The following is a 26,069-nucleotide window of genomic DNA, read 5'->3' as shown; positions in this document are numbered from 1 at the left end:
AGACATCTGGTCTTGCACGCATCAGATTGGCGATGCAGCACGGCAAACTATGAAAAGGGATGCGTGATGCAATGGACATCAAGGGCCATATCGGCCTGTCTGACCGCGATGCTCTGGCTGAACCAGCCAGCCTTAGCGCAAACGCCGGACGTACCAGTTGGAATGAACGACATTCTCAAAGTGCGGGCGACGATCTGGAACGCTGCCGACGGCACGGTCGAGGAACTGCTGACGGTTTCGGACAGCTACAGCGTCAGTGCCGGTGGAAAGATCGCTGTACCGCTGGTCGGTAGCGTGGACGTGGCGGGTCTGACACCACAGGAAATCGCATCGACCCTTCAGGAAGGGATGGCAGGCTATGCCGGAGCCGGCCGCACGCCCCGAGTATCGGTCGATGTCGAGCAATATGCGATGATCTACGTCGCGGGTGAGGTCGATGCACCGAATGTCTACACGTATTCTCCCGGCTTGACTGTACTCAAGGCCGTGACGCTCGCTGGCGGTACTGCCCGGATAGAGCCCATCCTTGGCCAAGAACGCAATTTCTACCTTGCCCGGAGCGCGGCCATGGTTCTGAGCAAGGAGTTGCGCTTTCTCGAAGCACGCCGGGACCGCCTGGCTGCAGAAGTCGCGCGCAGTGAAATAACAGCCGCACAAGATAGTCCGGACCTACCGAGCGTCAGCAAGTTCCGCGCGGGCGAGGCGGCGATCTTTGAGGCCCGCAACCAACTGCTCGACCAGCAGCTGGCGTTCCTCGACAAGGCGGAAACCGCGCTGAACGATGCGATCAGCGTGCTGGAACAGAAACTCACAACCAACACGGAGCAACTGCGGGCTGGTCGCGAGGAACTGAGACGCGAGGAAGACATGGTCGAGCAAGGTCTGGCGACCCGTGTGCGGCTGTTTGATCGCGTGCGCTATGTTGGCGAGGTGGAAAGCCGAGTGCTCGATATCGAGCGCTCAATCCTGTCGACACAGCAAAATCTGCGAGACATCGAGGAAGAACGGATTGTGCTGGAGGCGACGCGAGCCGAAACCGCAGTGACCGAACTGCAAGAGGTCACAGCCAAGATCGTGCAGGCCGAAGCCAAGCTGGATGGAGAATATGCGCTGATGTCGGCAGCACTCGGCGAGGACGTCACGCTGGAAAGCCTGCATGCGCGCGCCGTCGGCACGCCGGAATTCTGGATCACCCGCACCCGCGAAGGCGACTCCCGGCAGTTTGAGGCGCAGAGCGATACCTCAATTTTGCCGGGTGATGTGGTCGAGGTCCAATTCCCCGACATTCTGGAGGAGGATTTTCCAGAAACCCCGGCGGCGTTTTCCGCAGCCGGATCGGTCAACTGAAGCATCAGCCAGATCGGAATTTGCCATGAGCCAATCGCTTGAGACCACCGCTGTCGCTCCTGGCACGGCTTATCATCCGCATGTCCGCGCCGGCCGGTCCCGGTCCGCCGCTGTTGGAGTGCTCTGGTCATCGTTGCACACGGCTATTCCAATCTTCGGTTCCACGCTGATTTTTTACGTCAGCGCACGCTATCTCTCCCCGGCCGATCTGGGGCTCTTCGGCCTCGCGAGCAGTTTGGTGATGACGGCGATAGCAGTGTCGCCAATTGCGTTCGGCGAGGCACTTGTTCAGCGCAAGACGATCTCGAAATCCAACGCCGACAGTGTCTTCTGGATGACGATAGCGGTTGGTTTGGTTCTGATGTTGTCGGTCTTTCTGGCAGCACCGTCCATCGCGCAATGGGCAGGCGACAGCGCAATTGCCGCGCTGCTACCGCTGTTGGGACTGCGTATCCCGCTCGACCTGTCGGTGGCGGTGCCCAACGCGATGATCGTGCGGTCGATGAAGTTCAAGCTTGTCGCCTTACGAACCTCCGTTGCCACTGCGGTCAGCCTGGTCATCACCCTCTCCTTGCTTTGGGCTGGTTATGGCTATTGGGCTCTGGCAATCAGCCAGCTTTCGAGCAGTATCGTGATCTGCGCGATGGTCTTCTGGACCTCCGGCTGGCGCCCCGGTCTGAGCTTCAATCTGCACGCAATCAAAGAGTTGACCGGATACGGGCTCTATGCGTCTGGAACTCGAATGCTGACGACAATGCGTCTTGATCACATCGTACTGGGTGCGCTTGGCGGCACGGCGATGCTCGGGTTCTACTTCTTTGCTCAAAAGCTCTACCTGATGCTGACCCAATTCGTCGGCGGCGCGCTTTCATCTGTGACCCATGCATTGTTCTCATCTCTTCAGGATGACCGCGAGAAGACCGCCCGCGCCTTCTACATTGCCTCGTTCTCGGCGGCGGTCGTCAGCCTGCCGTTGTTCAGTCTGCTCCTGGCGCTTGCCCCCGACATCGTGGCACTGCTCTTCGATCCCCGGTGGCAGGGTGCCGGATTCACAGTGCAGATGTTCAGCGTGATCGGCTGCATAGCGGGCGTCAGCGTTGTGCAAGGCGCGTTCATCCGAAGCCAAGGCAAAGCAAACTGGTGGTTCTTCTACCAGCTCATCCAGCAGGCAACGTCGTTGCTGGTGATCGGTGTAACGTTTAGTGCCGGGCTGGAGACGCTCATGATCGCGCTCGTTCTCAAATCCCTGCTGGTCTGGCCGATATCGGTCATCATGATGGCACGGCTGCTGGGGATTGGACTCCTCAAGTACCTAGGGACGTTTGTCACCCCGGCTATTGCCACCCTGGCGATGATCTCTGCGGTGCTGGCAACCCAGCATCTGGCGCCCGAGCTATCTCCCGCCATCTCAGTGGCGGCCCGTATCGGTATCGCGATAGTCACCTATCTGGCCGTCCTCGGATTGATCGCAACGGACAGAATTGTGGAGATCCTCAACCTCGTGTTGCCTGGTCGGAGAAAGACTGCATGAAACTTACATATTTCCAAGGCCGCCCCCCGAACTTCGGGGACGAGCTGAATGCCACCATGTGGCATCATCTGCTGCCGCAGAGCTTCTTCGACGAAGACCCCACCACGCTGTTCGTCGGAATCGGCTCGGTGATTCAGCACAATTACCCCAGATCCGCACGTAAGCTGGTCGTCGGATCGGGATATGGCGGCTACACAGCTCTGCCGGACATTTCCGACGGGACTTGGGATTTCCGGTTCGTGCGCGGCCCACGGACCGCAAGTGCGCTAGGTCTCGATCCGCATCAGGCGATAACCGATGCGGCGGTCCTGTTGCGTGCTACCCCGCTGCCCCCACCGGCAAAGGCAATCGGCACAGCATTCATACCGCATTATGAAAGCATAGAACGCGGCGATTGGCGCGCGGCCTGCGACCTTGCCGGCATCCATTTCATTGATCCAACCGAAAGCCCGGATCGGGTGATTGCCCAACTGCGCGGCGCAGACCTGGTGATCGCCGAGGCGATGCACGGCGCAATTGTCGCCGACGCGATGCGCACGCCTTGGATCGGCGTGAAGACCATGCATCACGTCCATCGATTCAAATGGTACGACTGGACCGACTCGCTAGCCATTTCCTATCGACCACGGCCCCTCCTCCCGTCCAATGGCCGCGAAGCCTGGGCCGTCGCAACCGGACGTTCCGGCAGTGGTCCGGGCGTGCGCGCGGTCTTTGAGAACCCGGCGGGCCGTCCGGTCAACTGGGCGTGTCGGCATCTGGCTGCGCGCAGCCTGCAAAGCCTCGCCCGTGTCGATCCGCACCTGAGCGCCGACAGCGAGATCGAACGCGCGACAGACCGCGCCTTGAGCAGCGTCGAGGCGATGGTCCGGGACTACGGGGATAAAGCCTGGTCGGCCTAAGTCCGCATCAGGATCGCTACCGCGTCGCACGCAGCTCCTGCACCGCATAGGCAAAGGCGCAGATGATCAGCACGGTGCGCAGGCTGAACTGAAAGAACACCGGCACCTCGACAAAGCTGATCATGATCACGATCACCACCATAACAAACATTAGTGTGGCTTCGGCGCTGCGCGAACGCAGGGCCCAAAGATAGGTCACAACGGCAGCGCCGTATAGCACACCGACCTGCAATGCCACGCCCACGAGACCGATTTCGACCGCGTTCGACAGGTAGGTGTTGTGAAAATTGAAACCGCTCCGGCCATCAATACCGAATTGCGCCCAGAGGGCCTCGGCCGGGGCGTGCCCCTGCACCCAAAAGGCCTGATAGCCGACGCCGAACAGCGGGCGTTGCGCAATCAGATCCGTGGCCATCCGCCAGAGGTCCGTGCGCCCGGTCAGTGTCGCATCCTTGCCCATCATTTCGAGGGCTGTGCGCACAAGCGCGTCCATGTTCACCGCAACCAGAAGAACGCCAAGGCTGACACCGAGCAGGACCGCAATGATCGTAACGGCCCGCTGCAACGGGGTGAGTCTGTAGAGGATGAGCAAGCCAGCCTGGATCAGGAGCGCGGGAGGGATGAGCAGAAGGGCGCTCATGGACTGTGCCTGAAGCAGCAGGATGCCCCCCGTCATGATGCCGAAACAGGCCATCAGGCGAAATCGGTAGCTGGCGCTGCTGTCGAGGGCCTGCGCGATCGAGATCACGACGAAGATGGCGGCAGCTCCCGCCAGTGCATTCTTGCTTCCGTAAATGCCCAGCCAGGCTCCGGTATCGGCGCGCACCTGCCCGACCAATACACTCGCCACCATCGCGATTGCGAAACACAAGAACAGCAGCCGACCAAACAGCCTGGGGCTGATCCTAGTCACAATCATCAGGGCGATGACCATCGTGACCATAAGTTGCAGCCCGTACCGAAAGCTCAATCCCGGAAATTGCGACCACGCAAAGCTCATCAGGCAAAAGGCCGGAAGACACAGCAGGTACCAGTAATTGAGGCAGACGGCGGCGACCCGCGTCCAGTGACGCGCGCAGAGAAGGACGCCTGCGATCAAAAAAAGCAGCGCGCCATAGGTGCGAAGCATCGGGACGAGCACCAGTGCCGCGACAGCTATTCCGGCAAGCACCCCATCGAGCGAGATCTCGACGACATGGGCCGGGGCAGTGATGTACCGGCGCGAGACGGGGACCATTCCACGCTCATACCCCGCTCCGGATATCATTCCAGTTTACAGAGTAGGGAGGCCGGAAACTGGCAGCTTTCGCCCTCTGCCGTAAAGGCGATCCAGTCGACACTCATCGTCAGATCCTGCTCCGGTTCATCGAAACGCCCCATCCAGTTGGGAAAAGAATCGCTGCCCCAGAAACTGGCATAGATCTTTTGTGCATCAGTGGGCAGCGGCGACCCGGCGGCGGTTTCGTGCATTTTGACGCCGTCGACATACCAGGTGATGCCGTCCTCCGACCATACAAAGGAATAAGTGATAAAGCCGTCGTCTGACGGATGTGGCAGGGGCACGGGTTTGCCGTTGTGGGGCTCTCCACCAACATAGGTGTTCAGACTTACCCGCGAAGTGTCGCGCGTCAGAACCTCAAAGTCGATCTCGCCGTGTGGCTTGCCATGATGCGGGCCGATATAGGTGAAGAAGGCGGCGTTGAGTCCCGATCCCTGCGCCGTGCGAAATCGCGCTTCGTAAACCCCGTAGCCATATGTCTTGCGGGATTGGATTTCTCCACAGAGGTAATCGAGTTTCTCGGTCGGGTGACGGAGAAACTGAAGGTTGAGATATCCGTCAGACACGGACATCGCATCCTTGGACCACTCGCAATTCTGCCAGGTCCCATTCACCCAACCGTCCGAGATACCCCAGAGCGATGTATCAAAACTGTCAAAATCATCGAAAAAGCTGGAGCCTTGCGGGATTTCCTCCGCCGCCGGTACAGGCCGTGCAAGACTCAAAGTGACAAGCGCCGCGCCGAAGTACCTTGCAAGCCTTGCGGAATGGAAGGCGGAGGGAAAGAGGCGAATCTTTGGCATGGAGCACTCCTGCAGCTGGACGGTGGACGGCATGTCGGGCCGAGTTTTCCGGGAATTCGCGATCCAATGCAAAGCGCATCGGCGTGCTTTCGTCACGATCGGCAAGAGGCTGCCAGAATGCCGTGCCACCGGCGGAAATCCGTTTACGGCACAGCCCATCCCTATAACATTCTGCCAAACGGGTATTGTTTCAGAGCGCTATGGCGGGTCAGATTGATGACCTATCCAGCACACTGGGCTGTCAGGGAATGACTGCGTACCGGTCGATGGCAAGGAGAAAGGACCAGTCCCCATGGTAGAACGCCACCAGACAGTCGGGGCGCAACCCGCACATCATATCGCTGCGGGAGATCCGTTAGTGTCGGTCATCATGGCGAATTTCAACGGGGCGGCGCATCTTGCGAGTGCTGTGCATTCCGTTCTGGCCCAGTCTGTGGAGGATATCGAACTGCTGTTCGCCGACGATGCCTCGACCGACGCCAGCGTGCAACTCGTGACCGAGATCATTGTGCAGGATCAGCGCGTGAAGCTGCTCCGCTCGGACGTCAATACCGGCCCGGCGGCAACCCGGAACCGGGCGATGGACATGGCAAGAGGGACATGGATCGCGATCGTCGACTCGGATGACCTGCTGCATCCTGAACGCTTCGAGCGGTTGATCGGCGCGGCCAACCCCCTCAAGGCCGATGCAATCGCCGACGATCTGATCCGCTTTCAAGATGGCCCGTCCGACGGCGAATCCAGCACACTTCTGGGCGACACCCGCCAGATGGAACCCGTCCGCATCACCCCTGCGATGATGCTCGGGACGGGGGCGGGTGGGCCGCTCGGTTATCTCAAGCCGATGCTCCGCCGTGACTGTATTGGTGCCCTTCGGTACCGTGAGGATATCCGCATTGGCGAGGATCACGAATTCTACATGCGTTTCCTGCTCGGCGGCGGGAACATGTATCTGATACCACAGTCCTACTACCTCTATCGACAACACCCGGCGTCAATTTCGCACCGGCTGAAACCCGCAGACCTCACTGCGATGATCAAGGCCCAGGATGATCTGGTGCCGTTGATGTCAGAGGCGGAGCGTGCGCTCGCGTTGCGTCGGCGGCTTGCGATGGAGCGGTCGAAGCGGGTCGAGGCTTGCGTTGCCGACATCAGGTCGAGGCGAATTTTGTTAGCACTCGGGCGGACCCTTGGCCATCCAGGGACCGCCTTTGCGCTCGCTCGTCTGGCCTCTCGGCGTGTGGCACGCCGCTTGCGGCGCAAGAGTCCTCAACCACTGGCAGCCAAGGATATCCTGCTCGCGCCGCAAAACGAGAAACTGCCGGAGCATTCCGGTTTCAGTGGCATGTTGCGACATATTACTATTCCCCACTCCACTGACGCATGGACCGCGACCGACTGGGCAAAGGTGACAGCCGCCACACAGCATCCCGCGACGCGGGTGATCGCCCTTGGCGGTGTCGGGCTCTTTGCGCTTGGATATGTTTCCGCGCCGCAGCGCGTGCTGCTCGGTCAAGCCGGAAGCGATTGGCCCAAAGGCGCTAGACGATTGCTCGAGAACGGCTACGCCACGCTCTCCCCCACTACCAGCTTTGCCCAGTCCGATGCCAAGACCGTGGCGCGGCGCGCCCTATCCCTGATGCCCGCCCCGGCACCTGAAAACGAAGCCCCACCAGTGCGACCATCGCCGGTTCGCACCACAGTCAAGAGAAAGGCTTGTTGATGTCTCCCTCCCATCCGCTCGTGCATGTGCGCACCCCGACTTACCGTCGGCCCGAACCGCTCCGCCGCTGCCTGAACAGTCTCGTTGAACAGTCCCATGACAATTGGGTTTGCGACGTCTACGATGACGACCCGGAAGGCTCTGCAAGGGACGTCGTTACGGCTTTCTCGGACGACCGCATCACCTACAACCACAACCGGCCGCAGCGATATGCGTCACGTAATATCGACAAGTGCTTCACACGGGACAATCCGCGCGAGGCGGATTATTTCTGCGTGGTGGAGGATGACAACTTCATTCTGCCGCGCTTCATGGAAGACAACATCGCGCTCTGCCATCGCGAGAATGTTCAGATCGTCCTGCGCAACCAACTCGTGGAACATCACAGCGACACCCCTGATGCGCGGTTGAGCAAAAGCGGGCTTCTCGAGGACAAGCTGAGTGCCGGGCGCTACGAGCCGAATGTTTTCCGGCTGAGCCTGATTGCCGATATCGGTGTCTCCAACGGTGGCCTTTTCTGGTCTTGTGAGGCCTCGTCGGATCTGGAGGTGAGTGTTCCGTGCAGCGCCACGCTACAGGAATATATGCGCACCTTCGCGATCACTGAACCGATCTACGTGGCGCTCGAACCACTGGCCGTCTGGGCGGAGAACGGCGATGCGACCCAACGCGACCACGGGTTGAACGTGGGATACTTCAACCGCGAGCTGACGCTCAAACATTCCATAGGCATTCTGCAACGGCGCGCTTGGACTATCGCACGCGCCGAAGATCGCGCCAACTTTCTCATCCATCCTGCATTTTGCTATTCACGGGAATCGCGCGCTCGCGGCCTCGTGAAATCGCACATCAGGCTGGGCGCAGGGACGGCTCTCCGGTGGAAGGAAGCGCTGCGCCTTGCGGTACGCGGCGGACTGATCCGGCTGATCGGTCGTCCAGAGCCTGGGTTACACCAGTTCCTCCAAGCACAGGCGAACTGATCTCGAAGATCAAATCAGTGAGGGGAATCGTTTGCACCGCGCACCGGCTGGGACGGAGGGTGCCGCTCTTTCTCTGCACGACTGGGGTCGTCCTGCCCGGAAGAGTTCGGCAGATAGGCGACGACGACCAGCATCACGAAATACCCCACCTGCAGGACAATTGCGGTCACCATAAGACGCAGAGCCACCGTCGCAAACCCTGCGCCCTGTGCAAGCGACCAGGCTCCTACGACAATCATCGCGACCAAAAGAAATGCGGCAAATACCACCATACGCATTCCAGAACCCTCACCCCCGTGCTGTATTGAGGATCAGCATAACGGATAATCAGAGTGCAGGCTACCGAAGTGCCGAGATGCGCGCAAGTATGAGGACCAGTCGAGCCTATCCGTATTTCTCTTCCAAATAGGTTTCCCAACTTCCCGGCCTCGCGAACTTGCGCAGCCGTCGCATTTCCACCTTGTTCAGAACGATCCCCAGCACTTTCCGCGCGACTTCAGGTTCCATTCTGAGATAATCCCGCACAAGAGTGCGCGGTGTTTTACCCCAGGCACATTGCAGGATTATGTGGTCGATCCGCGACAGCATGATCTTGGTGTCGGCAATTGTTCCCAGCGGTGGCAGGTCGAGCACCACGAAATCGTACCGGTGTCGCAGAGACTCGATCAGGGCCGTCATCGTTTGCCTCATCAGAGCATCACTGGAGCGTCGCGTATTGTGCTCTGGAATGCAGGGTAAGAAATCGAGTCCCGACACCGACACTGTTTGCAGCGCCTCATCCAGCGTCGCGGTTCCGTCGAGGATGCGGATCAGATCGGCCCCTTGATTGCACTGGAGCATCCTGGTCAGCGCAGACCGATGGAGATCGAGATCAACCAAAAGCGTCCGAGCACCCGATTGGGCGACAAGGTTCGCATAATTGGCGGCGAGGGTTGTCTTGCCTTCTCCTGCGACCATCGAGGACACGCCGATCACCTGTGCGCCACTGTCGGTGGCCGCCAGCATGACCGTACTCTGCACATTCCGCAGAGTGTCGGCCAAGAGTGATTGGGAATCGAGCAACGACATGAACAGACTGGGGGCTGTCGATTGCACCACGCTGCGGGCATCGGTGTCGCCATTATTTTTCCCGTTTTCGCTCTTACCGCGCGGTGCTTGCCGAGACAGCGCAGTGGTGTCGAAAAGTGGCATGTAACCGAGGAACGGCTTGCCGGTATCGACCCAAACGTCTTCGCCGACACGAAACGCACGCTCGCGGGTTTCGCGCAGGATGGCGATAACAAACCCGATCATGAAACCAAGGATCGTCGCAATCGCGACAGACTGCCATAGCTTCGGAAGATCTGGCTTTTTCGGCACCGCTGCTTCACTGAGGATGCGCCCATTGGTGACCGGGTATGACCCCTCGATGGTTACCATCTCATAGCGCGACGACAGAGTCTGCTGCAGCGTTTCAAGATTGGCCGCCCGCTGAGCGAGCGCCTTCAGCGCTTTTGTGTCAGGGGGCGTTTGGGCGCGCAGCGCCTCTGCGCGCACCTGTATGGCTTCGCTTTCCCGCTGCAGTTCGCCAATCCGCGCTTGCATCCATTCAGCCATGCGCGCCGTCACTTCCATTTTTGCGTTCAGATGGGCAGCGAGATACGATTCGGCATAGGTATTGACGATAGCGGCGGCGAGCGCGGGCTCCGGCCCGATATAGCTGATATCAATCGTGAAGCTCTGCCCGATCCGGTCGATGCCGACGTCCCGTTGCAATATGAGGGCAGCTCTCTTGATTGCCGAAGCCTCCGAACTACCAGGAAGGGGCGGCGGTGTCTCGGGATCGGCCCCGATCACGTTCTTCACCGCATCCAGCACCGCAGAGAGCATGCTGCGCGCCAGCGATTCGGGTGGGTTCAGAAAAATCGGCGTCTCATGCAAGCTAAGCCGTCGCGCTACCTCTTCGGCAAGCCGCAGCGAACGGAGCACCTGAATTTCGTTCAAAAGCGAGGTGTCGTTGCGCAGAAAGGGCGTGGTCGGTGTGATCTCACCACCAGATTCGTCCATCCGCACATCCACAAGCACGGTCGCAGCGCTGTAGTAGAGTGGCGGAGTGGTCATGTGCTTGACCAAGCCAAGGCCGAGACCGAGAGCCGTGCAGAGCATCAGCGGCCAACGCTGCCGTCGGGCCGCCGCCAGCAGATCGCCAAGCGTCGTCGTCCGATCCTGCGCCGGGGAACGGTTCAATGTGTCCGGCCTGAAATCCGCGTCATGGATCTTCATCCCCAGATCATTGAGCATCATGTCAGACCCCTCGCAATCACTGTCAATTTTCCCCTCGCTGAACCGAACCCGAACCGTAGAGTTCGAGTTCACGCATGCCGGTCAGCCCCATGAACACGCCAATGTGCAGTGTTCCGCGCAGCAAAGCCGCGTTGCGCCGCGTGGTGTCGTAGCCGCCAAGCACGGCTGCACCACAGCAATAGGTGACCTTTGCCAATGCCACGGCCAGATTGCTCAGCAAGCGCCCCGCGCCAATCTTTCGGCGCAGCATTCGCCCATGGGTTTGCCCCATCCGGAACCGCCGCCGCAACAACCAACCATAAGCGAGCCGTTCGGGCGTCACATCCTCATGGACCAGGGCGCGTTCCGCATAACCGATTTTGCCACCTGCTTCGTGGATTTCATCGAAGAACAGGCTATCCTCGCCGCCGGTCTTGCCAAGCGCCAGATCAAAGCGGCGGTCGCGCACCGCTGGCGCGTGCCGGTCAATGATGACATTACAGGTATAGCCCGTCCGGATCTCACCCTTGACCCAAACCGGGCGCGTGGAGTGTATCTCCAGATTGCACATCCACGATGGTGCGCTCTGGTCGTAAACACTCTCGACCGGACCCAGCACGACATCGGCCTGCGTGCGCCGCAGTTCGTCAACCAGTGCGCAAAGCCAATCGGGCGAGGCGGTCTCGTCATCATCTATGAAAGCGAGATATCGCGCCCGGCAATGATCCAAAGCGCCATTGCGGGCGATCGAGATATTGCCCTCGGGGCAATGCACATAACGCAGCGGGACTGGAAACGTCGCGACAACACCCTCAACCAGAGGCCGTGCGCTAGGGGTGGCATCGTTATCAATGATGAGTACCGACAGGGTGAAATCATCCGGCACGCGTAACGCCGCAAGCGACTCCAGCGTGACGCTCAATTGGGGTCGGCGATAGGTGCAGACGCACACCTCGATACTGTCATTGTGACAAGCGGTCATCGGGCGTTTCCACGGGACGCCACTGATGCGCCGACAAACAGAGCCCCGAACATCTGCCACCAGAATCCGGTTGACCACGCGACATGCATCAGCAGTGCCGAGACACTGGACAACGCAAGCCATGCGCGTCGGTGGCGGAACGCCAGAAACACGCCCGACGCAATGCAGACCGCCAGCCACAGAGCCGCCGGTGCCGCGAATATCCAGTGAACGCCAATCAACGCGGATAACACAATAGCAGGCAGCACCATCATGACCTTCATCTGGCGTAGCTGTGGCGCAACGGCATGCTTGAGCATCGTGCGCGCACGACCGCAGCCATAGTTGAAGTACTGCCGTGTCAAGGCACCGAGCGAACGGCGCGGGATATAGGTGATGACCGGGTCGGCGGTCAGCCAGATGCAGTAGCCGTTCCGCCTCAGCCTGAAGTCGAGTTCGGCATCCTCGTTGTGCGAGAAACTGGGATCATAGCCACCCACGGCCCGAAACGCATCCAGACGGATCAGCGCATGGTGGCCGTGGTCAACAAACCGCCCTTCAGAACGCCTGCGGTGGCGCGAACCGCCATTCCCGACGGTCGAGTTCTGCGCCACGGCATTGAGAGCCTCCACGCCCCGTTCTCCATCCGCGATCATGCTGACGACCACGCTATCGGCACCGCTGCGGTCCATCTCGGCCAGAAGCCGGGAACAGTAATCATCCGGATAGCGGCAGTGCGCGTCGATGCGGATCATGTGACTTGAAACGCCCCGGTCCTCGGCCACGGCCAAATTGATCGCGGCGCTCTGGATGCGTCGCGGATTGTGTAGCAGCGTGATGCAGGAATCGCGGCTGGCTATGGCAGAGACGATCTCCCATGTTCCATCGGTGCTGCCGCCATCGACCACCACGATCCGTCCGCCAATCTGGTCCGTCGTTCTGGCAAGCTGCGCCAAGAGTGGCGCGATGTGTTCAGCCTCGTTCAGGCAGGGTATGACGATCAACGGGACCAGCTTGGCTACCTTCGGGGTTTCTGGAATATCTGTCCTCACAGCATGACCTTTGTCTGGGCATAAAAGATGCAGCTTCGGCACCGATCCGGTCCGACTGCCTGTCTGGCAAGGTTTGCGCGCCTTGACAGTCTTGGCACCTCCGCCTCACCCACGCAACCAAGGCATGCCATCCGGCCAAGGGACGGCTGGAGTCTGCCGGTTGATGGCTGTTTTTTGCCCATCGATAGAAAACTCTGACCCGGCAACGGTTGAAATCATCGTGCGCTTCGGGCTTATTACTGTTTTCCTCTCGGGTTGACTTTGTCTCGGTGTTCGTCACCGATCAGATCGCTTGCGAAAACAGCTGAGCAACCACGCTGATCTCGCCAATCATCTTGGTAGAGCCGTGCAGTTCTTGGGCTCAACGTCGAGGGAGTGGGCAAAACATGGGGGTCATGCGGCCAACTTGTCTACGCCTAACCTCCCGTCAAGGACAGCGGCCCATGTGACGGCAACGCGATGTGCGCCCTGCGGTGACCATCTCATCGGGCGGCGTTTTCCCAAGTGGGTGTTGCCGATGTCATCGACGCAGCCTTCTGCCCGGGACAATGAAACCGCGAGGCCGTTTCGGTATCGACAACCGTAGTCCGGAAGCGCGTCGGAGGTGTTGGAAAGGTAGGAATATGGCTCCTGACACCGGGCTTTAACGCGCCTGACCGCTTCCCGTAAATCTCGGGTTTCGGCACGCAATCGATCACAATCGATTTGGAGAAGTTTGAGGATTGTCGCGGCGGTCATCAACTTGCCGTGCCAAAGGTCCCAACGCAGTGTTTCGGCAGGGCGCTCGAAGCGCAATGGCAACCCTGAATTCCCTTCGATTGCAGAAGTCCTTGCACTGCATTTCTATGTGTTTGACCCGCATCGAGATGTGCCACCAGTCCAGTATGTGGGTGACAGGACCTCGACCGGCACGCCGCATGAGATTTGGCAAGTCCGGCTTACCGTCTGAAATCACGGTCACCTTGTTTCGGCCATCCCAACCTTGCGCAATCAGGTCATTTCGGAGCTGTCTGGCAGGCGATGCAGCGGCTTGTTGAACGAAGCCAAATCGTCGGCTCATATTGAGGCTTTCAACCTTGCCGACCACGCCATTAAGGTGCCGTTTTTGGTATTCAGGCCGACATCGTATGTGCGCACCATCCAGGAAAACGGCCAGTGGGGAGGATGCCTCGTTTGTACCCGCGTCCCCTTGGCTTGTGTCGTTATGGCTGAGTTCGTCGGCGATGCGACCCAAGAGCTTTCGAACTGTCGTGTTCAACCGAGCCGAACAGGGCCGGAACATTTCGATCAATCGCGGCTTCTCGAAACGAGTGCCTCGATCCCAATTCAGCCGGCAGGCACCGAAGTTCCGGCGTCGCACGTTTGGGGAAAAGCCCAGCAAGTGGTGATTGCGGCCCATGGTTCGCGATCCCTGCCGGTTGGCACGAGCAGCGTCGAATCCTCGGCCACTTCACCCGAATTCGACCGTACAGCGTATCGAAAATGCGGCCACGATCGTCATGGATCGCACGTCGTTTACCTCAGCCCTCGCATATCCGGCGGGCCTCCATTGCTTCACCGACGTGATCTTGCACAATCGCTTCCTGCAACCGCCTCAACAAGGTCTTTGCGTCGTGAAGGAGCAGGCCCAAGTTCGGAGAGGCAAATTCGTCATACGGACGGCGAAGTCGACCGATACTGCGTCTCCGAGTTTCGCCATCGTCAAAAGTCGTTTCAACAAGAATACTTACATCCATGTTGGGTCTCGCCTTGTTCTGAAACCCTTATCCTACCCCGTCGACCACCAAGTTTTGCCCACTCCCAACACGAGATGAAGAATTCATTGAAATCAAAGGCCAGGTTCGTTCGCATGCACTCACGGGGCAACGCGACATCGGTATTAGTGGCGGAACAGCGGCGGGATGGGGCAAAGACCGACGGGTTCGAGGGTGAATCGATTTTTGGTTGAAATCTAACATCAATGTAAGGTAATGTGCGAATTGCAGTACATATGCTGCCCATCGGGAGAAAATCAGAATGGCAAAACGCAGAAAGACACGACTGAAACATCTTGCGGAAAAGGTCCAAAAGGGAGAGCGCATTGTTGGTATGGAATGCCACGATACACCAAGTGCGATGATGGCCGAAGAGCTTGGCATGGACCTGCTGTGCTGTGGCAGTCCCGGCCCGATGGGCCTGATGGGGCACAAATCAATGGCAACGGTGGATTTCGAAGAACAGCTTTACATGTTACAAGGTGTGCTGCGAGGGGCTTCGTCACCATTCATCATCTGCAACATGCCTAATACAACGGCCAGTATCTCCATTGAGGAATCCGTGCGCAACGCGGCAAAAGTGGTTAAGCTGGGTGCTGACGGCGTGCATATCGAGCCCTCGCTTGGGACAGTTCCGCATATTCGGGCCATCGTCGATGCGGGGATTCCTGTTGTGGGTCATTTTGGCGTTCAGGGCGAGCGGGCGGTGATGAACTCTGGCCATAGCCCAGCGGGACGCACCGCAGGGGAAGCGGCCGCGATCATTGAACTGGTCCGCGCCTCGATCGAAGCGGGCATTTTCGCGGCGCTCTTCGAACATACGTCGGTCGAGTTGACCAAGTGGTGCTACGAGAATCTACCGGTCGCTGTCGCCAGCCTCGGGTCGGGCCCCTACGCGCATGGCATTTTCCATGTTTCGAGCGATATCATCGGGTGTTCCGTCTTTCCAATTCCGCCCAAACGCGAACTCTTTGGCGACGTCTGGGGGGAAATGCAGAAAGCATATTCTGCTTATTACAACGCTGCAAAGAGCGGGCAGTTCCCCAAGCCGGATCTTTCACACACCATGCTTGACGGGGAACACGAAAAGTTCTTGTCGCTTGTCGGCTGACCCCCGTGCCGCATGATGCTGCCAGGACAGCTTTGGAGCCAGCGCAACTCATGCGCTGGCTCGCCGCGCTGCCGTACCAACGTCGCGTTTGTGTCGAATGTGGCGCTGGAGACGCCGAAGTCAGCTATTTCATGGCGGAGCATTTCAACCTCGCGATTGCTACAGACCCTTGCCCGCCGAAATCGGCCTATCCGGTATCGACTGAAACCCCTATAGGATACGTCAAGTGTCGGGCCGAAAATCTGCCATTGCCGCCAGATAGTGTTGATATGGTGGTATCCATGCAAGCCCTCCATCATTTCAATGTGGCGCGTCATCTTGCCGAAGCCCACCGGGTGCTGAGTCCGGGCGGTATCTTTGCCGCGCTCGCCTGGAGCAATATCGAATTGCCCATCGATGTCAGGGGCGCGTGCGACGGTTTTCTCTCGACGATCGACCCATTCTGGGAACCAGAGCGCAGTTGGGCGGTTTCGGGCTACGCCGGGCTTGCGTTCTGTGGAGAAAAGGTAGAGCTGCCATATGCCGTCATGTGCAGGACCGTTCCCATGGAGGAACTGATCAAACTCTTCCGTGGTTGGAGCGCTTACAGGGCAGGTCAGCAGGATTGCTCGAACGCTCTTCAGACAGCGCGCGCAAATCTGCTTAGGCTGGGACGTTCTGACATCATCATATCGTGGCGGATTGTGGGCCAGGTGTTTCGAAAGACCGGGAGCCTATCAAGGATACCAGACGTGAACAGGCCGACATGACGATCCCGGAACGAAAATCCACGACTTTCGAAATTTTTGTACAGCGCAGATTCTGCGATCTGGAATTGGCTTCGGTCATCCACACCCTGCAAACCGCCAACATGGTGCATGGCGCGCCGCATTTTGGCTGGCGGGTCATCTCGGATCGGCCGGGGCTCGTGCAGGGCGGTGGCGTCTGCCTCGTGCGGGCAGAGCCGGTCATTCCAAATCATTGCCTGGCTGACTTCCTGATCGTGATCGCCTCAAACACAGCCAATCCCGCCGTCTGGATGGCGCGCATCCGTAGTATGCGGCGGCTGGGGCACTCGGTGATCCTGCTCGCGGATGCCGCCACCGCCTTCATTGCCCGCACCCAGGTCGAGACCGGCGCGGTCACAACCCACTGGGCCGATGCGGTGGCGCTGCGCGAGACCCAGGATCAGCCGCGCCTGACCGAGAATCTGTCGGAATTTTCCAACGGCATCATCACTGCTGCGGGACGCGCGGCAACCGCGGAACTTGTGATCGGTTTGCTAGCCCGCGAGTTGCCGGTGTCCGAGATCACCGAGATCGGCCGCCACCTGCTCTTGCCGGAAATCCGCACCAGTTCCAGCTCCCAGCCTTTTGCCCCAGAGGCGTTTCACAAATTCTATGACAAGGCCGTGTCGGATGCCCTCGCCATCATGGAGGATAATCTGTCTGATCCACTTTCAATCGTTGCGATCGCCGCTGAGCTGGACATCTCGCAACGGTGCCTTGAACGTCGCTTCCGCGCGGTCTTTGATGCCTCGCCAGGACATTATTACAAAAAGTTGCGTATTCGCCGCGCGCATCATCTGATCCTGCGCACGAAACTGCCACTGATCGACATCGCCACCGCCACCGGCTTTGGCTCGACCGGCTCGCTGGCCACCGCCTTCAAGAAATCCTACGCCGTCACGCCCTCGGACCAACGCAGAAAACATCGAGCGCGCGTGCTCGACTACTCCGCCGAGGTTTGACGGGCTCAGGCAAGTTCGTCGCGCCAGATCATATCCGCCAAGGGCGAGGTTTCCGATACCGTGTTCATCGGACAGGTTGGACATCCTGATCGGGATGGTTTGTTCTTGCATCCTCGGCATTCATTGACCGCGCCCAAAACGTGGTTGACCTCGCCTTGAATCTCGATTGCGAGCCGGGCCATGAGCATGAGCGTGTCGGACAGTTCATTGAGTTTGGCCGCCACCTCTTGTGACGATCCAGAGCCAGTGGTGTGATGCGCGCGGACCCCCGCGATCGAGGCGATAACCTCAAGCGGAATATCTAGGTCGCGCATGTTCTGGATCATTTTGGCCAGAACCACGTCACGCTCACCATACGTCCGCGTTCCCCCATCGCTGCGCTCAGGCCTGAGGATGCCCAGATCCTCGTAATGACGCAGAGATCGTTCACTCAAGCGGCTGAGGCGCGCGAGTTCTCCGATCTTCATCTGTCTTGTGTCGCTGATCTTGGCCAAGTGTCTTCTTTCTGTAGTCTTTCGTCGCGGACAGTGCCCCATACATAGCAACAAAAAACGGAACACAATAGGTCAAGCCCGCCTTTGCGAGATCACTTTCGGCGGAACCGAAGATTACATCGCTCTGATTGATCAAGTTCAGGACCGTCCCGACCACGATGGCAATTCGGGTGGAACGCAAGACAAGGGTCCGTGACACCCCGAGATTGAAAAGAAGGTTGTTCATGCGTCCATCCGCTTGTTGCTTTAAGTCCGAATGCCCCTGCGCGGGGGGCCGGCGGGGCATTCGTCTGTTCTAGAATGCGCGTCTCGATCAGAAGCGATATCCGATCCCGATGCCCGCGACGATAGGATCAATCGAGGCCTTTCCGGATACCGTGCCTCCGGCGGTGGTGACCTTTGCGTCGATGTCTACAAAAAACTTCTTGATATCGGCATTGAGATACCAATTGTTTCGGAGCTTGATATCAACCCCAGCCTGCAGAACAAAACCAGGATTGTAGGTTTCGAGATTGAAGGATGTCGCGGGGCCCCTTTCGTTATTGGCCACGACAAGCACCAGCGCCGGACCCGCCCCGATATAGGGCTTGATGCTGCCTCTAGGACGAAAATGATACTGAGCCATGACGGAAAGCGGGATCAACCACGCTTCCCCAAGGGTGGGCCCGCCCGACAAGGACACGTCGTGCTTGGTGATACAACAAATGGTTTCCGCGGCGATGTTTTCCGTAAAGAAGTACGACAGGTCGATCTCCGGAATGAATTGGTTCGAGACATGCGTACGTGCGGGGACATTGTATTGAGCGCTGTCTTCGGGAAAAACACCGGCAATCCTGCCTCGTACCAGAAACCTGTTCGCCCAGCCCTCGTCAGCGGTCAAAGCGCCCTGCGCCAGTGCCGTTCCCGAGGTTTCTGCCAGCAAGACGATTGCCAACAAGATGAACCCGACGGAGAACAGTAATCGTCGGAGCCGATTCACCCGTCTTGAGACCGTTCCCGGTTCGCACACAAAATCCATCATCATCTCCTCCCCATTTTTAAATATGTCGAAGACGAAAGATTTGATGATATAATTTTGCTTTTTCATCGTCAAAAACGCCTCGATAATCTAACATGAATGATAGATTATGAAAAATCAAGTATCCTTTCTTGCCCTATGTGCGCAAACTTGATGGAAATGTGGTGTCTGTTCCGGCTGGGGGCAGATTGACACCCTAAGAGTTTTCCCTGTGCCGTTTCATTCTGTGGAGCACAGTGGTTTTGCTGATACCGAGATCGCGGGCGATCCATCGGTATGAGCGACCCTCCGCCACGGCTTGAATGACCTTCGGTGAAAGCTGTCGGATTTCGACCGTTGTCCAGGTTGGCGCCCGAGCTTCTTGCCGGGGGCGGTTACAGCATCAGTCCCACCTGGTCCCGTCGTGGGCGTAAACCGCAGTGGGTCGTGGACGCGCTGGCTGCTGGTACAACTGCCGGTGATCTGGAAATCCGCTGAAAGATCACCAACCCTGCGGCTAAAGAACCGGAGGCTGATCGTTGCCCGACCCGGTCATTCGGACTTGGCGCTGCGTATGATAGGAGCGGCCTCACTTGGGCCGTCAGTGTGGCTGACCTGCCCCCTTCGAGCGACCGTCACAGAGGGCGGAAAGCAGCCTGTCGCAGTTCGCGCCATCGAGACCAAGACTCTGCAAAAGCGGTCATTCGAGGTGGAAAGCACCTGGTGCGGAATGGAGTTTTTCAAACTCCTAGCAGTTTCTCGCGCCGTGGGAGTTACAGGTTCATCCTTGCGTGCGGATAGTTTGCGAAAGTGCCAGCCTCGACGAAGTCATGACAACACGTCAGCACGGGGAGGTGCGAACGCAACGCCGCTCTTCCCATCAATCGTTCGGATAGGCCGCGTGCCGATCCTTGCGCCGGTTTCCAGGTCGACCGCAATCGGCACGATACTCTTCCCGGTCTCGGTATCGACATAGCGGGTCAAGTCACCGCCGGCCCGATGCTTTGTCCCCCATGCGTTCAGCATGATCAGCACTGGCAGAAAATCCTGTCCGGCCGGTGTCAGCACATATTCGTCGCGCGGCGGACGTTCCATGTATCGCCGCTTTTCCAGCAAACCCTCTTCTGTCAGCGTCGCCAATCGGCTGGTCAGCATCGTGGGCGCGATCCCAAGGCTTTTGCGGAACTGGTCGAACCGCGTGAGGCCTAGAAAGGCGTCACGCAGGATCAGGATGCTCCAGGAATCGCCGACGCAGAGCAGGCTGCGGGCGATGGGGCAATGGGCGGCGAGATCGTCTTTCATGTTAGTATCATTTCTGTATTGACTAACTACTATTTTGATATCATATGGACCGTAGAGTCGAACTTCAAGTGAAATGGACAGACCATGCGCCCCTCACCCCAGCCCGTCGCCCTGATCACCGGAGCGTCCTCGGGCATCGGCCGAGCCAGCGCCGTTGCCTTCGCCAAGGCCGGCTATCGGGTCTTCGGCACCAGCCGCAAACCCATGACGGCCCCGGCAAATGGCATCACCATGCTGGTCGCGGACGTTACCGACGATGCCTCGGTGCGGGCCCTGATCGCAGAGGTCATGGCCGCCTCCGAGCGCATCGACCTTCTTGTCAACAATGCCGGATACGCTCTATCAGGAGCTGCCGAGGAAAGTTCGATCGGTCAGGTTCAGGCCCTTTTCGAGACTAACTTCCACGGGGTCGTGCGTGTGACCAACGCCGTCCTGCCGATCATGCGGGCGCGAGGTGCCGGGCGCATCCTGAACGTCGGCTCGGTCCTCGGGCTGATCCCGGGGCCTTTCGGCGCCTACTACGCTGCCAGCAAACACGCCATCGAGGGCTATTCGGAATCGCTTGACCACGAGGTCCGCCCCTTCGGCATCCGCGTTGCCGTGATCGAACCTTGGGCAACCAAAACCTCGATCGAAGCGAACTCGCCGCAGGGGGACCGCCCGGTGCCGGCCTATGCCCAGACCATCGCCCGATACCAGACGGCCTTTGACGCGGCGATGGCCGCAGGCGACACCGCGGACGATGTTGCTGCCACCATTGTCACGGCGGCACAGGACCGCAGCCCGCGCCTGCGCTACCCCTCGGGCAAGGCCGCGCGGCAGACCTCATTCGCCCGCCGCTTCCTGCCCCGGGCGCTGTTTGACCGGACCCTCCGCAAGCAATTCAACATCGCCTGAGGGATGTTCATGACACCCTCCTATAGCGACGCCCTGACCCAGGTCATCACGGCAGCGGGCACCCGTTTTGCCTACCGCGAGGTTGGCCCGCGCGGCGACACTCCGCTTGTTCTTCTGAACCACTGGGGAGCGGTGCTGGACAACTTCGACCCCCGGATCATCGACGGCCTTGCCACCCGACATCACATAATCGCGGTCGACTACCGGGGCATCGGTGCCTCGGGTGGCTCGGCCCCCCTGACCATCGACGAGATGGCGCGCGACGCGATTGCCCTGATCCGCGCGCTTGGGCAGTCGTCCGTTTATCTTATGGGCTTTTCGCTGGGCGGGATGGTGGCGCAGGACGTGGTACTGAAAGCCCCCGATCTGGTGCGCAAGCTGATCCTGACCGGCACCGGCCCAGCGGGAGGAGAGGGCATATCAAAGGTCGGCGCAGTGTCCTTACCGCTGATCCTCAAGGGAATTTTCACCTTCCGCAACCCCAGGACCTACCTCTTCTTCACCTCGACCGCCAATGGCCGCAACGCTGCCAAGGCGTTTATCGCCCGGACCAAGGAGCGCAAGACCGGCCGCGACAAGGGCCCGACTCCGCGCGCCTTCCTGCGCCAGTTGAAAGCGATCCACGCTTGGGGCCGCCAGTTGCCACAGGACCTGACGCGAATCCGCATTCCGGTTCTGGTGGCCAATGGGGAAAACGACATCATGGTCCCGACCCTCAACTCCCACGACATGGCCCGCCGCATTCCGGGGGCAGAGCTGGTGATCTATCCCGACGCCGGTCACGGCGGCATCTTCCAGTATCACGCGCAATTCGTGCCGACGGCGCTGGCCTTTCTGGCTGCCTGAACGCCCCCTTTCGGAGAAAACCGATGCAAGCTTTCCTTGTTGACAAGTATCATAAAAATGCCCCGCTGCGGCTGGCCGATGTCCCTGAACCAACCCTCGGCGAGGATGAGATTCTGGTCCAGATCCATGCCGCAGGGGTCAACGTCCTTGACGCCAAGCTGCGCGATGGCGAATTCAAGCCGATCCTGCCTTACAAGCTGCCGCTGATCCTTGGGCACGACATGGCTGGCACTGTGGTGAAGGTCGGGCCGAAGGCCACGCGCTACAAGGCCGGCGACGAAGTCTTCGCCCGCGTGGACGACTTCCGTATCGGCACATTTGCCGAAACCATCGCAGTCAGGGAAACCTCTCTTGCGGCAAAGCCCAAGACCCTTACCATGGAGGAAGCAGCCTCGGTGCCGCTGGTCGCGCTGACCGCCTGGCAGGCTCTGGTCGAGATTGCAGGATTGCGTGCGGGACAACGGGTGTTCATTCAGGCAGGTTCGGGCGGAGTGGGGACAATCGCGATCCAGATGGCTAAGCATATCGGGGCCTATGTCGCCACGACCGCCAGCGCCGCGAACGCGGATTGGCTCAAGGCGCTTGGGGCCGATCTGGTCATCGACTACAAGACGCAGGATTTCGAGACGGCCTTGCGCGACTATGATGTGGTCCTGCACAGCCAAGACGCCAAAGTGCTTGAAAAGTCACTGAACGTCCTGCGGCCCGGCGGCAGGCTGGTGTCGATCACCGGTCCTGCCACCCCGACCTTCGCTGCACAGATCAAAGCCCCCTGGTTCCTGAAACCGGTGTTCTGGGCGCTCAGCCGGGGCACCTACAAGAAGGCCCGCCAACGCAACGTGTCCTTCGATTTCCTGTTCATGACAGCGAACGGCACTCAGTTGCAGCAGATAACTGCCCTGATCGACGCAGGCCATATCCGCCCGATCATCGACCACGTCTACCCTTTTTCCGAAACGAACGCCGCAATCGCACATGTTGAAAGCGGTCGCGCGAAGGGCAAGGTCGTCATCAAGGTGAGGTAGCTTTCCCTCCATTCTATCGATGTGACCCAACGCACCACCTATTGCAAGGGTTAGGCTGTATGTCGCTCGATCTTACTTGAGTGACCACGAACGTCCGGTCTTGCGACAGAGGTGCCTCGAGGTCACCAGAATGGCCGGACACAATGGGTCAATCACGGTCATCTAGGGTTCCGAGCCTGAACTGAACCATTGCTGCGCCGCCGCTAGGCTGCTTTAGAGCCCACAGTGGATGGTCAGGGGCAACATCATCCTCATGTCATTTAACGTCGAGCGGCCCGCATTTTGGTTCGGAATGGCCGATCGTGCTGCGGACAAATCGGCAAGAAGCCTTTTGCGCCCCGTATTATTCCAAGCGACGCGGACAGGGCGGAAACTGGACTCTCGCTGGGCTGAGGTCGAAGGGCCGGAATACGACCTATAGCGCAAGGCCACAGCGTGCAGGGCAGGCTGCCACCAGGCACCAAACGGGCGCGTTCGCTTCAATGGCATTTTACTGGGCAACAGGGTTCAGAGTCCAATGCAGGATCTGCTGGTCAGTCTATCTTGGCAACAGGGCGTCAACGCATCTGCATTCCGAGAATTTTCTCAAGGTTGCTTTCGATGCAGGTGGCCAAAGCGTGGACTTTTTCGGCGACCACCTGACCAATCGGCGTCAGGTCATATTCGACATGCGGTGGAACCACAGGATAGGCGGTGCGCTGGATCAACCCGTCTTCTTCCAGCACCCGCAGGGTTCGAGCAAGCATGCGTTCCGACACGCCCCCGATCCGGCGGCGCAAGCTGCTGTAACGATGCGTGCCGTCTTGCAGCACGATCAGCACCAGCACTCCCCAGCGGCTGGTCACATGGTTCAGCACCGTACGCGAGGGGCATTTTTCGTTCAGGACATCCGCAGGTCTTTGGGTCAGGTTGGTTTCGGGCATATTTTTGAAACTTACATTTTTGTACGTACTTCCTTTTCGATAGTATTCGTTTAGATGTGTTCCGTCAACGCAACATACGGAGCTTTTAATGACAATCGCCATCACCGGAGCCAGTGGCCAGCTTGGTCGCCTTGCCATCTCGCACTTGAAGACCTTAACTGATCCTGCTGAAATCGTGGCGCTTGCGCGCGATCCCGGAAAACTGGGCGATCTAGGCGTTATTGCCCGCGCCTTTGACTACACACGGCCCGCAGGTTTTGCTGCCGCGCTTGACGGGGTCAAAACCCTTGCGCTGATTTCATCAAGTGATTTCAACGACCGCCAAGGCCAGCACCGCAATGTCATCCAGGCTGCCGAGGCCGCAGGAGTCGAACGCATTATCTATACTTCGATTTTGAAGGCCGACCGCTCACCCTTGCTGATCGCTGCAGATCATGCGGCTACCGAAGATATCATCGCGGCCTCGAGCCTGAGCGCCACGATCCTGCGCAATGGCTGGTACACAGAGAACTGGACTGACAATCTAGGAGGGGCCATTGCCGCGGGGGCCCTGATCGGGGCGGCGGGGAAAGCCTGCTTTACCCCCGCTACCCGCGCCGACTATGCTCATGCCCTCGCTGTAGTTGCCGCCGACCCGACCCATGCCGACCAGACATATGAATTGGCGGGGGACGAGGGGTTCACCCTCTCAGAGCTTGCGGCCGAAGTCTCGCGGCAGACGGGCAAGACGCTGCCCTACAACGATTTGCCGGGTGAGGTGTATCAGGGCATTCTGGAAAGCCTGGGCCTGCCACCGGGCTTTGCGCAACTGCTGGTCGATGTGGACAACAAGGCTGGCGAGGGCTGGCTGGCAGATGACAGCGGCACGCTGTCGCGCCTGCTGGGCCGTCCAACGGTAAGACTGGATCTGGCCGTGGCGAATGCGCTTGCCTAATCCCGCATGGCAGGTCCACGATCCGGGTGGCCTGCCACTTGCCGTCCCTTTTATCCGGCGATCCCTTAGCGCACCCCGCTACCCTGCCGCGCTGCCATCAGACCGTTTCCGCCCGGTCAATGTCAGCGGCGCTGGTGACATTCCCGCTGATCGAAGGTCAATTGCGAGGCCGGGAGCCACCAAATGATGAACAGGGTTGGAGGTCAGCTTGGTCCGCTCACCGGACGGTGGCAGGGCCAAGAGTCTTTACCCAGGCGCGAACGGCTGCTTTTGTAAAGCAACTCCTCACGCCGCGCGCCGCATCGAACGGCGGCTACGGGACGGACTTTCATGGCAAAGGTCTACCTGCCGATACTCGAACAAGCTCCGGCTAATCGACCCGGCCGTGCCTGGTGAGATAGTCCAGCACCGCCTGGACCCGACGCGGAAGCGTCTTGGCCCGGCCCACATAGAGTAGGTGGAAATCCTCGAAAAGCGGTTCGGCGTGCGGGTCGCACAAGACGACCTGCCGGGCCGCCAGTTCACGGGCGACGGTGAAGCGGCCGACACGAGCGGCGCCGGCGCCGACGGCAACGAGGGCCGCGATGGTGGCCCCGTCATTGACCAGCAGGCGCGATGATCGCCCCCGCCATGTCGCGTCACGGCGGGCATAGGAAAACCCGATCCGGAGCGGGGGCGGTCCGCCATCGCCGCGGGGAGGAGCCATCACCTCGACAATCTCGCTGCGGCCCAGGTGCCGGGTCATGAGGGTGGAGTCGTCAAGCGGCCCGGCCCGCACCGCCAGATCGATCGGTTGACCATAAAGATCGCTCACATTATCGCCGATCGCCAGGTCGATGCGGATCTCCGGGTGCGTTTGCAGCAGCCCGCCCAGAATCGGCGCCAGGATATGGTTGGCATAGGCGGCGCTGGTGGCGATGCGCACGGTGCCCGCGACCCGGCCGCAGCTTGCTTCATGCTCGGCCGCATCAAGCGCCTCGAGAATCGCCTGGCCCTGTCGCGCGAAGCGTGCGCCTTCCTCGGTCACCTGGATCTTTCGGGTCGAACGTTTCAGCAGGGTCACGCCCAACCGTTCCTCGAGCCGGGCCATCATCTTGGACACCGCCGAGGGGGTCATCCCGCGCATGCGCGCGGCGGCTGAGAAGCTCCCCTCGGCGAGGACGCTCAGCAGGGTCTCGATTTCCGCAAGCCGGTTGGTGTCGCGCATTTACTTCGCCAAT

At 59.5% G+C, this 26,069-nt stretch carries 26 protein-coding genes and 1 pseudogene; 13 read left to right on the top strand and 14 right to left on the bottom strand.

The window, feature by feature from the left end; all coding sequences use genetic code 11:
* The first annotated feature begins 66 nt into the window (after positions 1 to 66).
* The 3 genes from ROS217_RS02635 to ROS217_RS02625 are packed head-to-tail and all read left to right on the top strand — an operon-like array spanning position 67 to position 3,777.
* Entirely contained in the window at positions 67 to 1,347 is a 1,281-nt protein-coding gene (locus ROS217_RS02635) for a polysaccharide biosynthesis/export family protein (RefSeq protein ID WP_083781498.1), read from the top strand.
* Positions 1,348 to 1,372: 25 nt separating this feature from the next.
* Positions 1,373 to 2,878 (top strand): lipopolysaccharide biosynthesis protein, encoded by a 1,506-nt coding sequence (locus tag ROS217_RS02630; protein WP_009816102.1) that lies wholly within the window; start codon positions 1,373 to 1,375, stop codon positions 2,876 to 2,878.
* On the top strand, positions 2,875 to 3,777 hold the full coding sequence (locus ROS217_RS02625; protein ID WP_040650309.1) for a polysaccharide pyruvyl transferase family protein: 903 nt from the start codon (positions 2,875 to 2,877) through the stop codon (positions 3,775 to 3,777). Before ROS217_RS02630 ends, ROS217_RS02625 begins: the two co-directional genes overlap by 4 nt.
* Positions 3,778 to 3,793: 16 nt before the next feature.
* Here the strand turns inward: ROS217_RS02625 and ROS217_RS02620 are convergent, their stop codons facing one another.
* A complete protein-coding gene (locus tag ROS217_RS02620; RefSeq protein ID WP_009816100.1) occupies positions 3,794 to 5,014 on the bottom strand; it encodes an O-antigen ligase family protein in 1,221 nt (406 codons plus the stop codon).
* A gap of 26 nt (positions 5,015 to 5,040) precedes the next feature.
* Positions 5,041 to 5,859 carry a family 16 glycosylhydrolase gene (locus ROS217_RS02615; protein WP_040650308.1) on the bottom strand — a complete coding sequence of 273 codons (819 nt, stop codon included), beginning with the start codon at positions 5,857 to 5,859 and terminating at the stop codon, positions 5,041 to 5,043.
* Between the two features lie 292 nt (positions 5,860 to 6,151).
* Here ROS217_RS02615 and ROS217_RS23080 point away from each other — a divergent pair, with 292 nt between their 5' ends.
* On the top strand, positions 6,152 to 7,582 hold the full coding sequence (locus ROS217_RS23080; RefSeq protein WP_083781497.1) for a glycosyltransferase family 2 protein: 1,431 nt from the start codon (positions 6,152 to 6,154) through the stop codon (positions 7,580 to 7,582).
* On the top strand, positions 7,582 to 8,562 hold the full coding sequence (locus ROS217_RS02605; protein WP_009816097.1) for a glycosyltransferase family 2 protein: 981 nt from the start codon (positions 7,582 to 7,584) through the stop codon (positions 8,560 to 8,562). The genes ROS217_RS23080 and ROS217_RS02605 overlap by 1 nt, the downstream gene beginning before the upstream one ends.
* Positions 8,563 to 8,576: 14 nt before the next feature.
* Here ROS217_RS02605 and ROS217_RS02600 read toward each other — a convergent pair whose 3' ends face one another.
* From ROS217_RS02600 to ROS217_RS02580, 5 genes and pseudogenes are all read right to left on the bottom strand, one after another.
* On the bottom strand, positions 8,577 to 8,840 hold the full coding sequence (locus ROS217_RS02600) for a hypothetical protein (protein WP_009816096.1): 264 nt from the start codon (positions 8,838 to 8,840) through the stop codon (positions 8,577 to 8,579).
* 106 nt (positions 8,841 to 8,946) lie between these two features.
* On the bottom strand, positions 8,947 to 10,845 hold the full coding sequence (locus ROS217_RS02595; RefSeq protein ID WP_009816095.1) for an AAA family ATPase: 1,899 nt from the start codon (positions 10,843 to 10,845) through the stop codon (positions 8,947 to 8,949).
* A 22-nt stretch (positions 10,846 to 10,867) separates the two neighbouring features.
* Positions 10,868 to 11,806 (bottom strand): glycosyltransferase, encoded by a 939-nt coding sequence (locus ROS217_RS02590; RefSeq protein ID WP_009816094.1) that lies wholly within the window; start codon positions 11,804 to 11,806, stop codon positions 10,868 to 10,870.
* Positions 11,803 to 12,837, bottom strand: coding sequence for a glycosyltransferase family 2 protein (locus ROS217_RS02585; protein ID WP_157046517.1), 1,035 nt, complete (start codon positions 12,835 to 12,837; stop codon positions 11,803 to 11,805). Before ROS217_RS02585 ends, ROS217_RS02590 begins: the two co-directional genes overlap by 4 nt.
* 393 nt (positions 12,838 to 13,230) lie before the next feature.
* Positions 13,231 to 14,573, bottom strand: a pseudogene (locus ROS217_RS02580) (ISKra4 family transposase).
* Between the two features lie 280 nt (positions 14,574 to 14,853).
* Here ROS217_RS02580 and ROS217_RS02575 point away from each other — a divergent pair.
* From ROS217_RS02575 to ROS217_RS02565, 3 genes are read left to right on the top strand one after another with little or no spacing between them, the layout of a single operon-like run.
* Positions 14,854 to 15,702 carry a 3-methyl-2-oxobutanoate hydroxymethyltransferase gene (locus tag ROS217_RS02575; RefSeq protein WP_009816091.1) on the top strand — a complete coding sequence of 283 codons (849 nt, stop codon included), beginning with the start codon at positions 14,854 to 14,856 and terminating at the stop codon, positions 15,700 to 15,702.
* A 50-nt stretch (positions 15,703 to 15,752) separates the two neighbouring features.
* Positions 15,753 to 16,451 (top strand): class I SAM-dependent methyltransferase, encoded by a 699-nt coding sequence (locus ROS217_RS02570; protein WP_083781496.1) that lies wholly within the window; start codon positions 15,753 to 15,755, stop codon positions 16,449 to 16,451.
* Complete coding sequence (locus ROS217_RS02565) at positions 16,448 to 17,431, top strand: GlxA family transcriptional regulator (RefSeq protein WP_009816089.1); 984 nt, start codon at positions 16,448 to 16,450, stop codon at positions 17,429 to 17,431. Before ROS217_RS02570 ends, ROS217_RS02565 begins: the two co-directional genes overlap by 4 nt.
* A 5-nt stretch (positions 17,432 to 17,436) precedes the next feature.
* Here ROS217_RS02565 and ROS217_RS23075 read toward each other — a convergent pair whose 3' ends face one another.
* The 4 genes from ROS217_RS23075 to ROS217_RS24610 form a co-directional block, all read right to left on the bottom strand.
* Positions 17,437 to 17,898 carry a MerR family transcriptional regulator gene (locus ROS217_RS23075; RefSeq protein ID WP_009816088.1) on the bottom strand — a complete coding sequence of 154 codons (462 nt, stop codon included), beginning with the start codon at positions 17,896 to 17,898 and terminating at the stop codon, positions 17,437 to 17,439.
* Entirely contained in the window at positions 17,858 to 18,151 is a 294-nt protein-coding gene (gene nrtS / locus ROS217_RS02555) for a nitrate/nitrite transporter NrtS (RefSeq protein ID WP_198134856.1), read from the bottom strand. The genes ROS217_RS23075 and nrtS overlap by 41 nt, the downstream gene beginning before the upstream one ends.
* An 87-nt stretch (positions 18,152 to 18,238) precedes the next feature.
* Positions 18,239 to 19,012, bottom strand: coding sequence for an OmpW/AlkL family protein (locus ROS217_RS02550; protein WP_009816086.1), 774 nt, complete (start codon positions 19,010 to 19,012; stop codon positions 18,239 to 18,241).
* Positions 19,013 to 19,139: 127 nt separating this feature from the next.
* Positions 19,140 to 19,238: a hypothetical protein gene (locus ROS217_RS24610; RefSeq protein WP_254656366.1), complete on the bottom strand. Its 99-nt coding sequence runs from the start codon at positions 19,236 to 19,238 to the stop codon at positions 19,140 to 19,142.
* A 17-nt stretch (positions 19,239 to 19,255) separates the two neighbouring features.
* Here ROS217_RS24610 and ROS217_RS25095 point away from each other — a divergent pair, with 17 nt between their 5' ends.
* Positions 19,256 to 19,420, top strand: a complete 165-nt coding sequence (locus ROS217_RS25095; RefSeq protein ID WP_441295875.1) for an H-NS family nucleoid-associated regulatory protein — start codon at positions 19,256 to 19,258, stop codon at positions 19,418 to 19,420.
* A gap of 330 nt (positions 19,421 to 19,750) precedes the next feature.
* Here the strand turns inward: ROS217_RS25095 and ROS217_RS02545 are convergent, their stop codons facing one another.
* The gene (locus tag ROS217_RS02545) at positions 19,751 to 20,224 is read right to left on the bottom strand and encodes a winged helix-turn-helix transcriptional regulator (protein WP_009816085.1); all 474 of its coding nucleotides are present in this window, start codon (positions 20,222 to 20,224) and stop codon (positions 19,751 to 19,753) included.
* An 84-nt stretch (positions 20,225 to 20,308) separates the two neighbouring features.
* On the opposite strand from ROS217_RS02545, the gene ROS217_RS02540 reads away from it, so the two are divergent.
* Genes ROS217_RS02540 through ROS217_RS02530 form a run of 3 tightly spaced genes read left to right on the top strand, consistent with a single transcriptional unit; the run spans position 20,309 to position 22,992 of the window.
* The gene (locus ROS217_RS02540) at positions 20,309 to 21,121 is read left to right on the top strand and encodes an oxidoreductase (protein ID WP_009816084.1); all 813 of its coding nucleotides are present in this window, start codon (positions 20,309 to 20,311) and stop codon (positions 21,119 to 21,121) included.
* Between the two features lie 9 nt (positions 21,122 to 21,130).
* Positions 21,131 to 21,967 carry an alpha/beta fold hydrolase gene (locus ROS217_RS02535; RefSeq protein ID WP_198134855.1) on the top strand — a complete coding sequence of 279 codons (837 nt, stop codon included), beginning with the start codon at positions 21,131 to 21,133 and terminating at the stop codon, positions 21,965 to 21,967.
* Positions 21,968 to 21,990: 23 nt separating this feature from the next.
* Positions 21,991 to 22,992 carry an NADP-dependent oxidoreductase gene (locus ROS217_RS02530; RefSeq protein WP_009816082.1) on the top strand — a complete coding sequence of 334 codons (1,002 nt, stop codon included), beginning with the start codon at positions 21,991 to 21,993 and terminating at the stop codon, positions 22,990 to 22,992.
* Between the two features lie 557 nt (positions 22,993 to 23,549).
* On the opposite strand, the gene ROS217_RS02525 is transcribed toward ROS217_RS02530, so the two are convergent.
* Positions 23,550 to 24,017, bottom strand: a complete 468-nt coding sequence (locus tag ROS217_RS02525; protein WP_368072237.1) for a winged helix-turn-helix transcriptional regulator — start codon at positions 24,015 to 24,017, stop codon at positions 23,550 to 23,552.
* On the opposite strand from ROS217_RS02525, the gene ROS217_RS02520 reads away from it, so the two are divergent.
* Complete coding sequence (locus ROS217_RS02520) at positions 24,004 to 24,849, top strand: NAD(P)H-binding protein (protein WP_009816079.1); 846 nt, start codon at positions 24,004 to 24,006, stop codon at positions 24,847 to 24,849. The genes ROS217_RS02525 and ROS217_RS02520 overlap by 14 nt on opposite strands.
* A gap of 370 nt (positions 24,850 to 25,219) precedes the next feature.
* Here the strand turns inward: ROS217_RS02520 and ROS217_RS02515 are convergent, their stop codons facing one another.
* Positions 25,220 to 26,056, bottom strand: coding sequence for a LysR family transcriptional regulator (locus ROS217_RS02515; RefSeq protein ID WP_009816078.1), 837 nt, complete (start codon positions 26,054 to 26,056; stop codon positions 25,220 to 25,222).
* Between the last annotated feature and the right edge of the window lie 13 nt (positions 26,057 to 26,069).

Origin of the sequence: Roseovarius sp. 217 (genome assembly GCF_000152845.1) — a bacterium.
GTDB lineage: Bacteria > Pseudomonadota > Alphaproteobacteria > Rhodobacterales > Rhodobacteraceae > Roseovarius.
The sequence above is the reverse complement of the archived record's forward strand: the minus strand, read 5'-3'. Positions and strand labels throughout refer to the sequence as shown.

Coding starts and splice junctions, on each gene's coding strand:
- ROS217_RS02635 (WP_083781498.1), top strand. CDS start 67: ATGCAATGGACATCAAGGGCCATATCGGCCTGTCTGACCGCGATGCTC.
- ROS217_RS02630 (WP_009816102.1), top strand. CDS start 1,373: ATGAGCCAATCGCTTGAGACCACCGCTGTCGCTCCTGGCACGGCTTAT.
- ROS217_RS02625 (WP_040650309.1), top strand. CDS start 2,875: ATGAAACTTACATATTTCCAAGGCCGCCCCCCGAACTTCGGGGACGAG.
- ROS217_RS02620 (WP_009816100.1), bottom strand. CDS start 5,014: ATGGTCCCCGTCTCGCGCCGGTACATCACTGCCCCGGCCCATGTCGTC.
- ROS217_RS02615 (WP_040650308.1), bottom strand. CDS start 5,859: ATGCCAAAGATTCGCCTCTTTCCCTCCGCCTTCCATTCCGCAAGGCTT.
- ROS217_RS23080 (WP_083781497.1), top strand. CDS start 6,152: ATGGTAGAACGCCACCAGACAGTCGGGGCGCAACCCGCACATCATATC.
- ROS217_RS02605 (WP_009816097.1), top strand. CDS start 7,582: ATGTCTCCCTCCCATCCGCTCGTGCATGTGCGCACCCCGACTTACCGT.
- ROS217_RS02600 (WP_009816096.1), bottom strand. CDS start 8,840: ATGCGTATGGTGGTATTTGCCGCATTTCTTTTGGTCGCGATGATTGTC.
- ROS217_RS02595 (WP_009816095.1), bottom strand. CDS start 10,845: ATGATGCTCAATGATCTGGGGATGAAGATCCATGACGCGGATTTCAGG.
- ROS217_RS02590 (WP_009816094.1), bottom strand. CDS start 11,806: ATGACCGCTTGTCACAATGACAGTATCGAGGTGTGCGTCTGCACCTAT.
- ROS217_RS02575 (WP_009816091.1), top strand. CDS start 14,854: ATGGCAAAACGCAGAAAGACACGACTGAAACATCTTGCGGAAAAGGTC.
- ROS217_RS02570 (WP_083781496.1), top strand. CDS start 15,753: ATGCGCTGGCTCGCCGCGCTGCCGTACCAACGTCGCGTTTGTGTCGAA.
- ROS217_RS02565 (WP_009816089.1), top strand. CDS start 16,448: ATGACGATCCCGGAACGAAAATCCACGACTTTCGAAATTTTTGTACAG.
- ROS217_RS23075 (WP_009816088.1), bottom strand. CDS start 17,898: ATGAAGATCGGAGAACTCGCGCGCCTCAGCCGCTTGAGTGAACGATCT.
- nrtS (WP_198134856.1), bottom strand. CDS start 18,151: ATGAACAACCTTCTTTTCAATCTCGGGGTGTCACGGACCCTTGTCTTG.
- ROS217_RS02550 (WP_009816086.1), bottom strand. CDS start 19,012: ATGAAAAAGCAAAATTATATCATCAAATCTTTCGTCTTCGACATATTT.
- ROS217_RS02545 (WP_009816085.1), bottom strand. CDS start 20,224: ATGAAAGACGATCTCGCCGCCCATTGCCCCATCGCCCGCAGCCTGCTC.
- ROS217_RS02540 (WP_009816084.1), top strand. CDS start 20,309: ATGCGCCCCTCACCCCAGCCCGTCGCCCTGATCACCGGAGCGTCCTCG.
- ROS217_RS02535 (WP_198134855.1), top strand. CDS start 21,131: ATGACACCCTCCTATAGCGACGCCCTGACCCAGGTCATCACGGCAGCG.
- ROS217_RS02530 (WP_009816082.1), top strand. CDS start 21,991: ATGCAAGCTTTCCTTGTTGACAAGTATCATAAAAATGCCCCGCTGCGG.
- ROS217_RS02520 (WP_009816079.1), top strand. CDS start 24,004: ATGACAATCGCCATCACCGGAGCCAGTGGCCAGCTTGGTCGCCTTGCC.
- ROS217_RS02525 (WP_368072237.1), bottom strand. CDS start 24,017: ATGGCGATTGTCATTAAAAGCTCCGTATGTTGCGTTGACGGAACACAT.
- ROS217_RS02515 (WP_009816078.1), bottom strand. CDS start 26,056: ATGCGCGACACCAACCGGCTTGCGGAAATCGAGACCCTGCTGAGCGTC.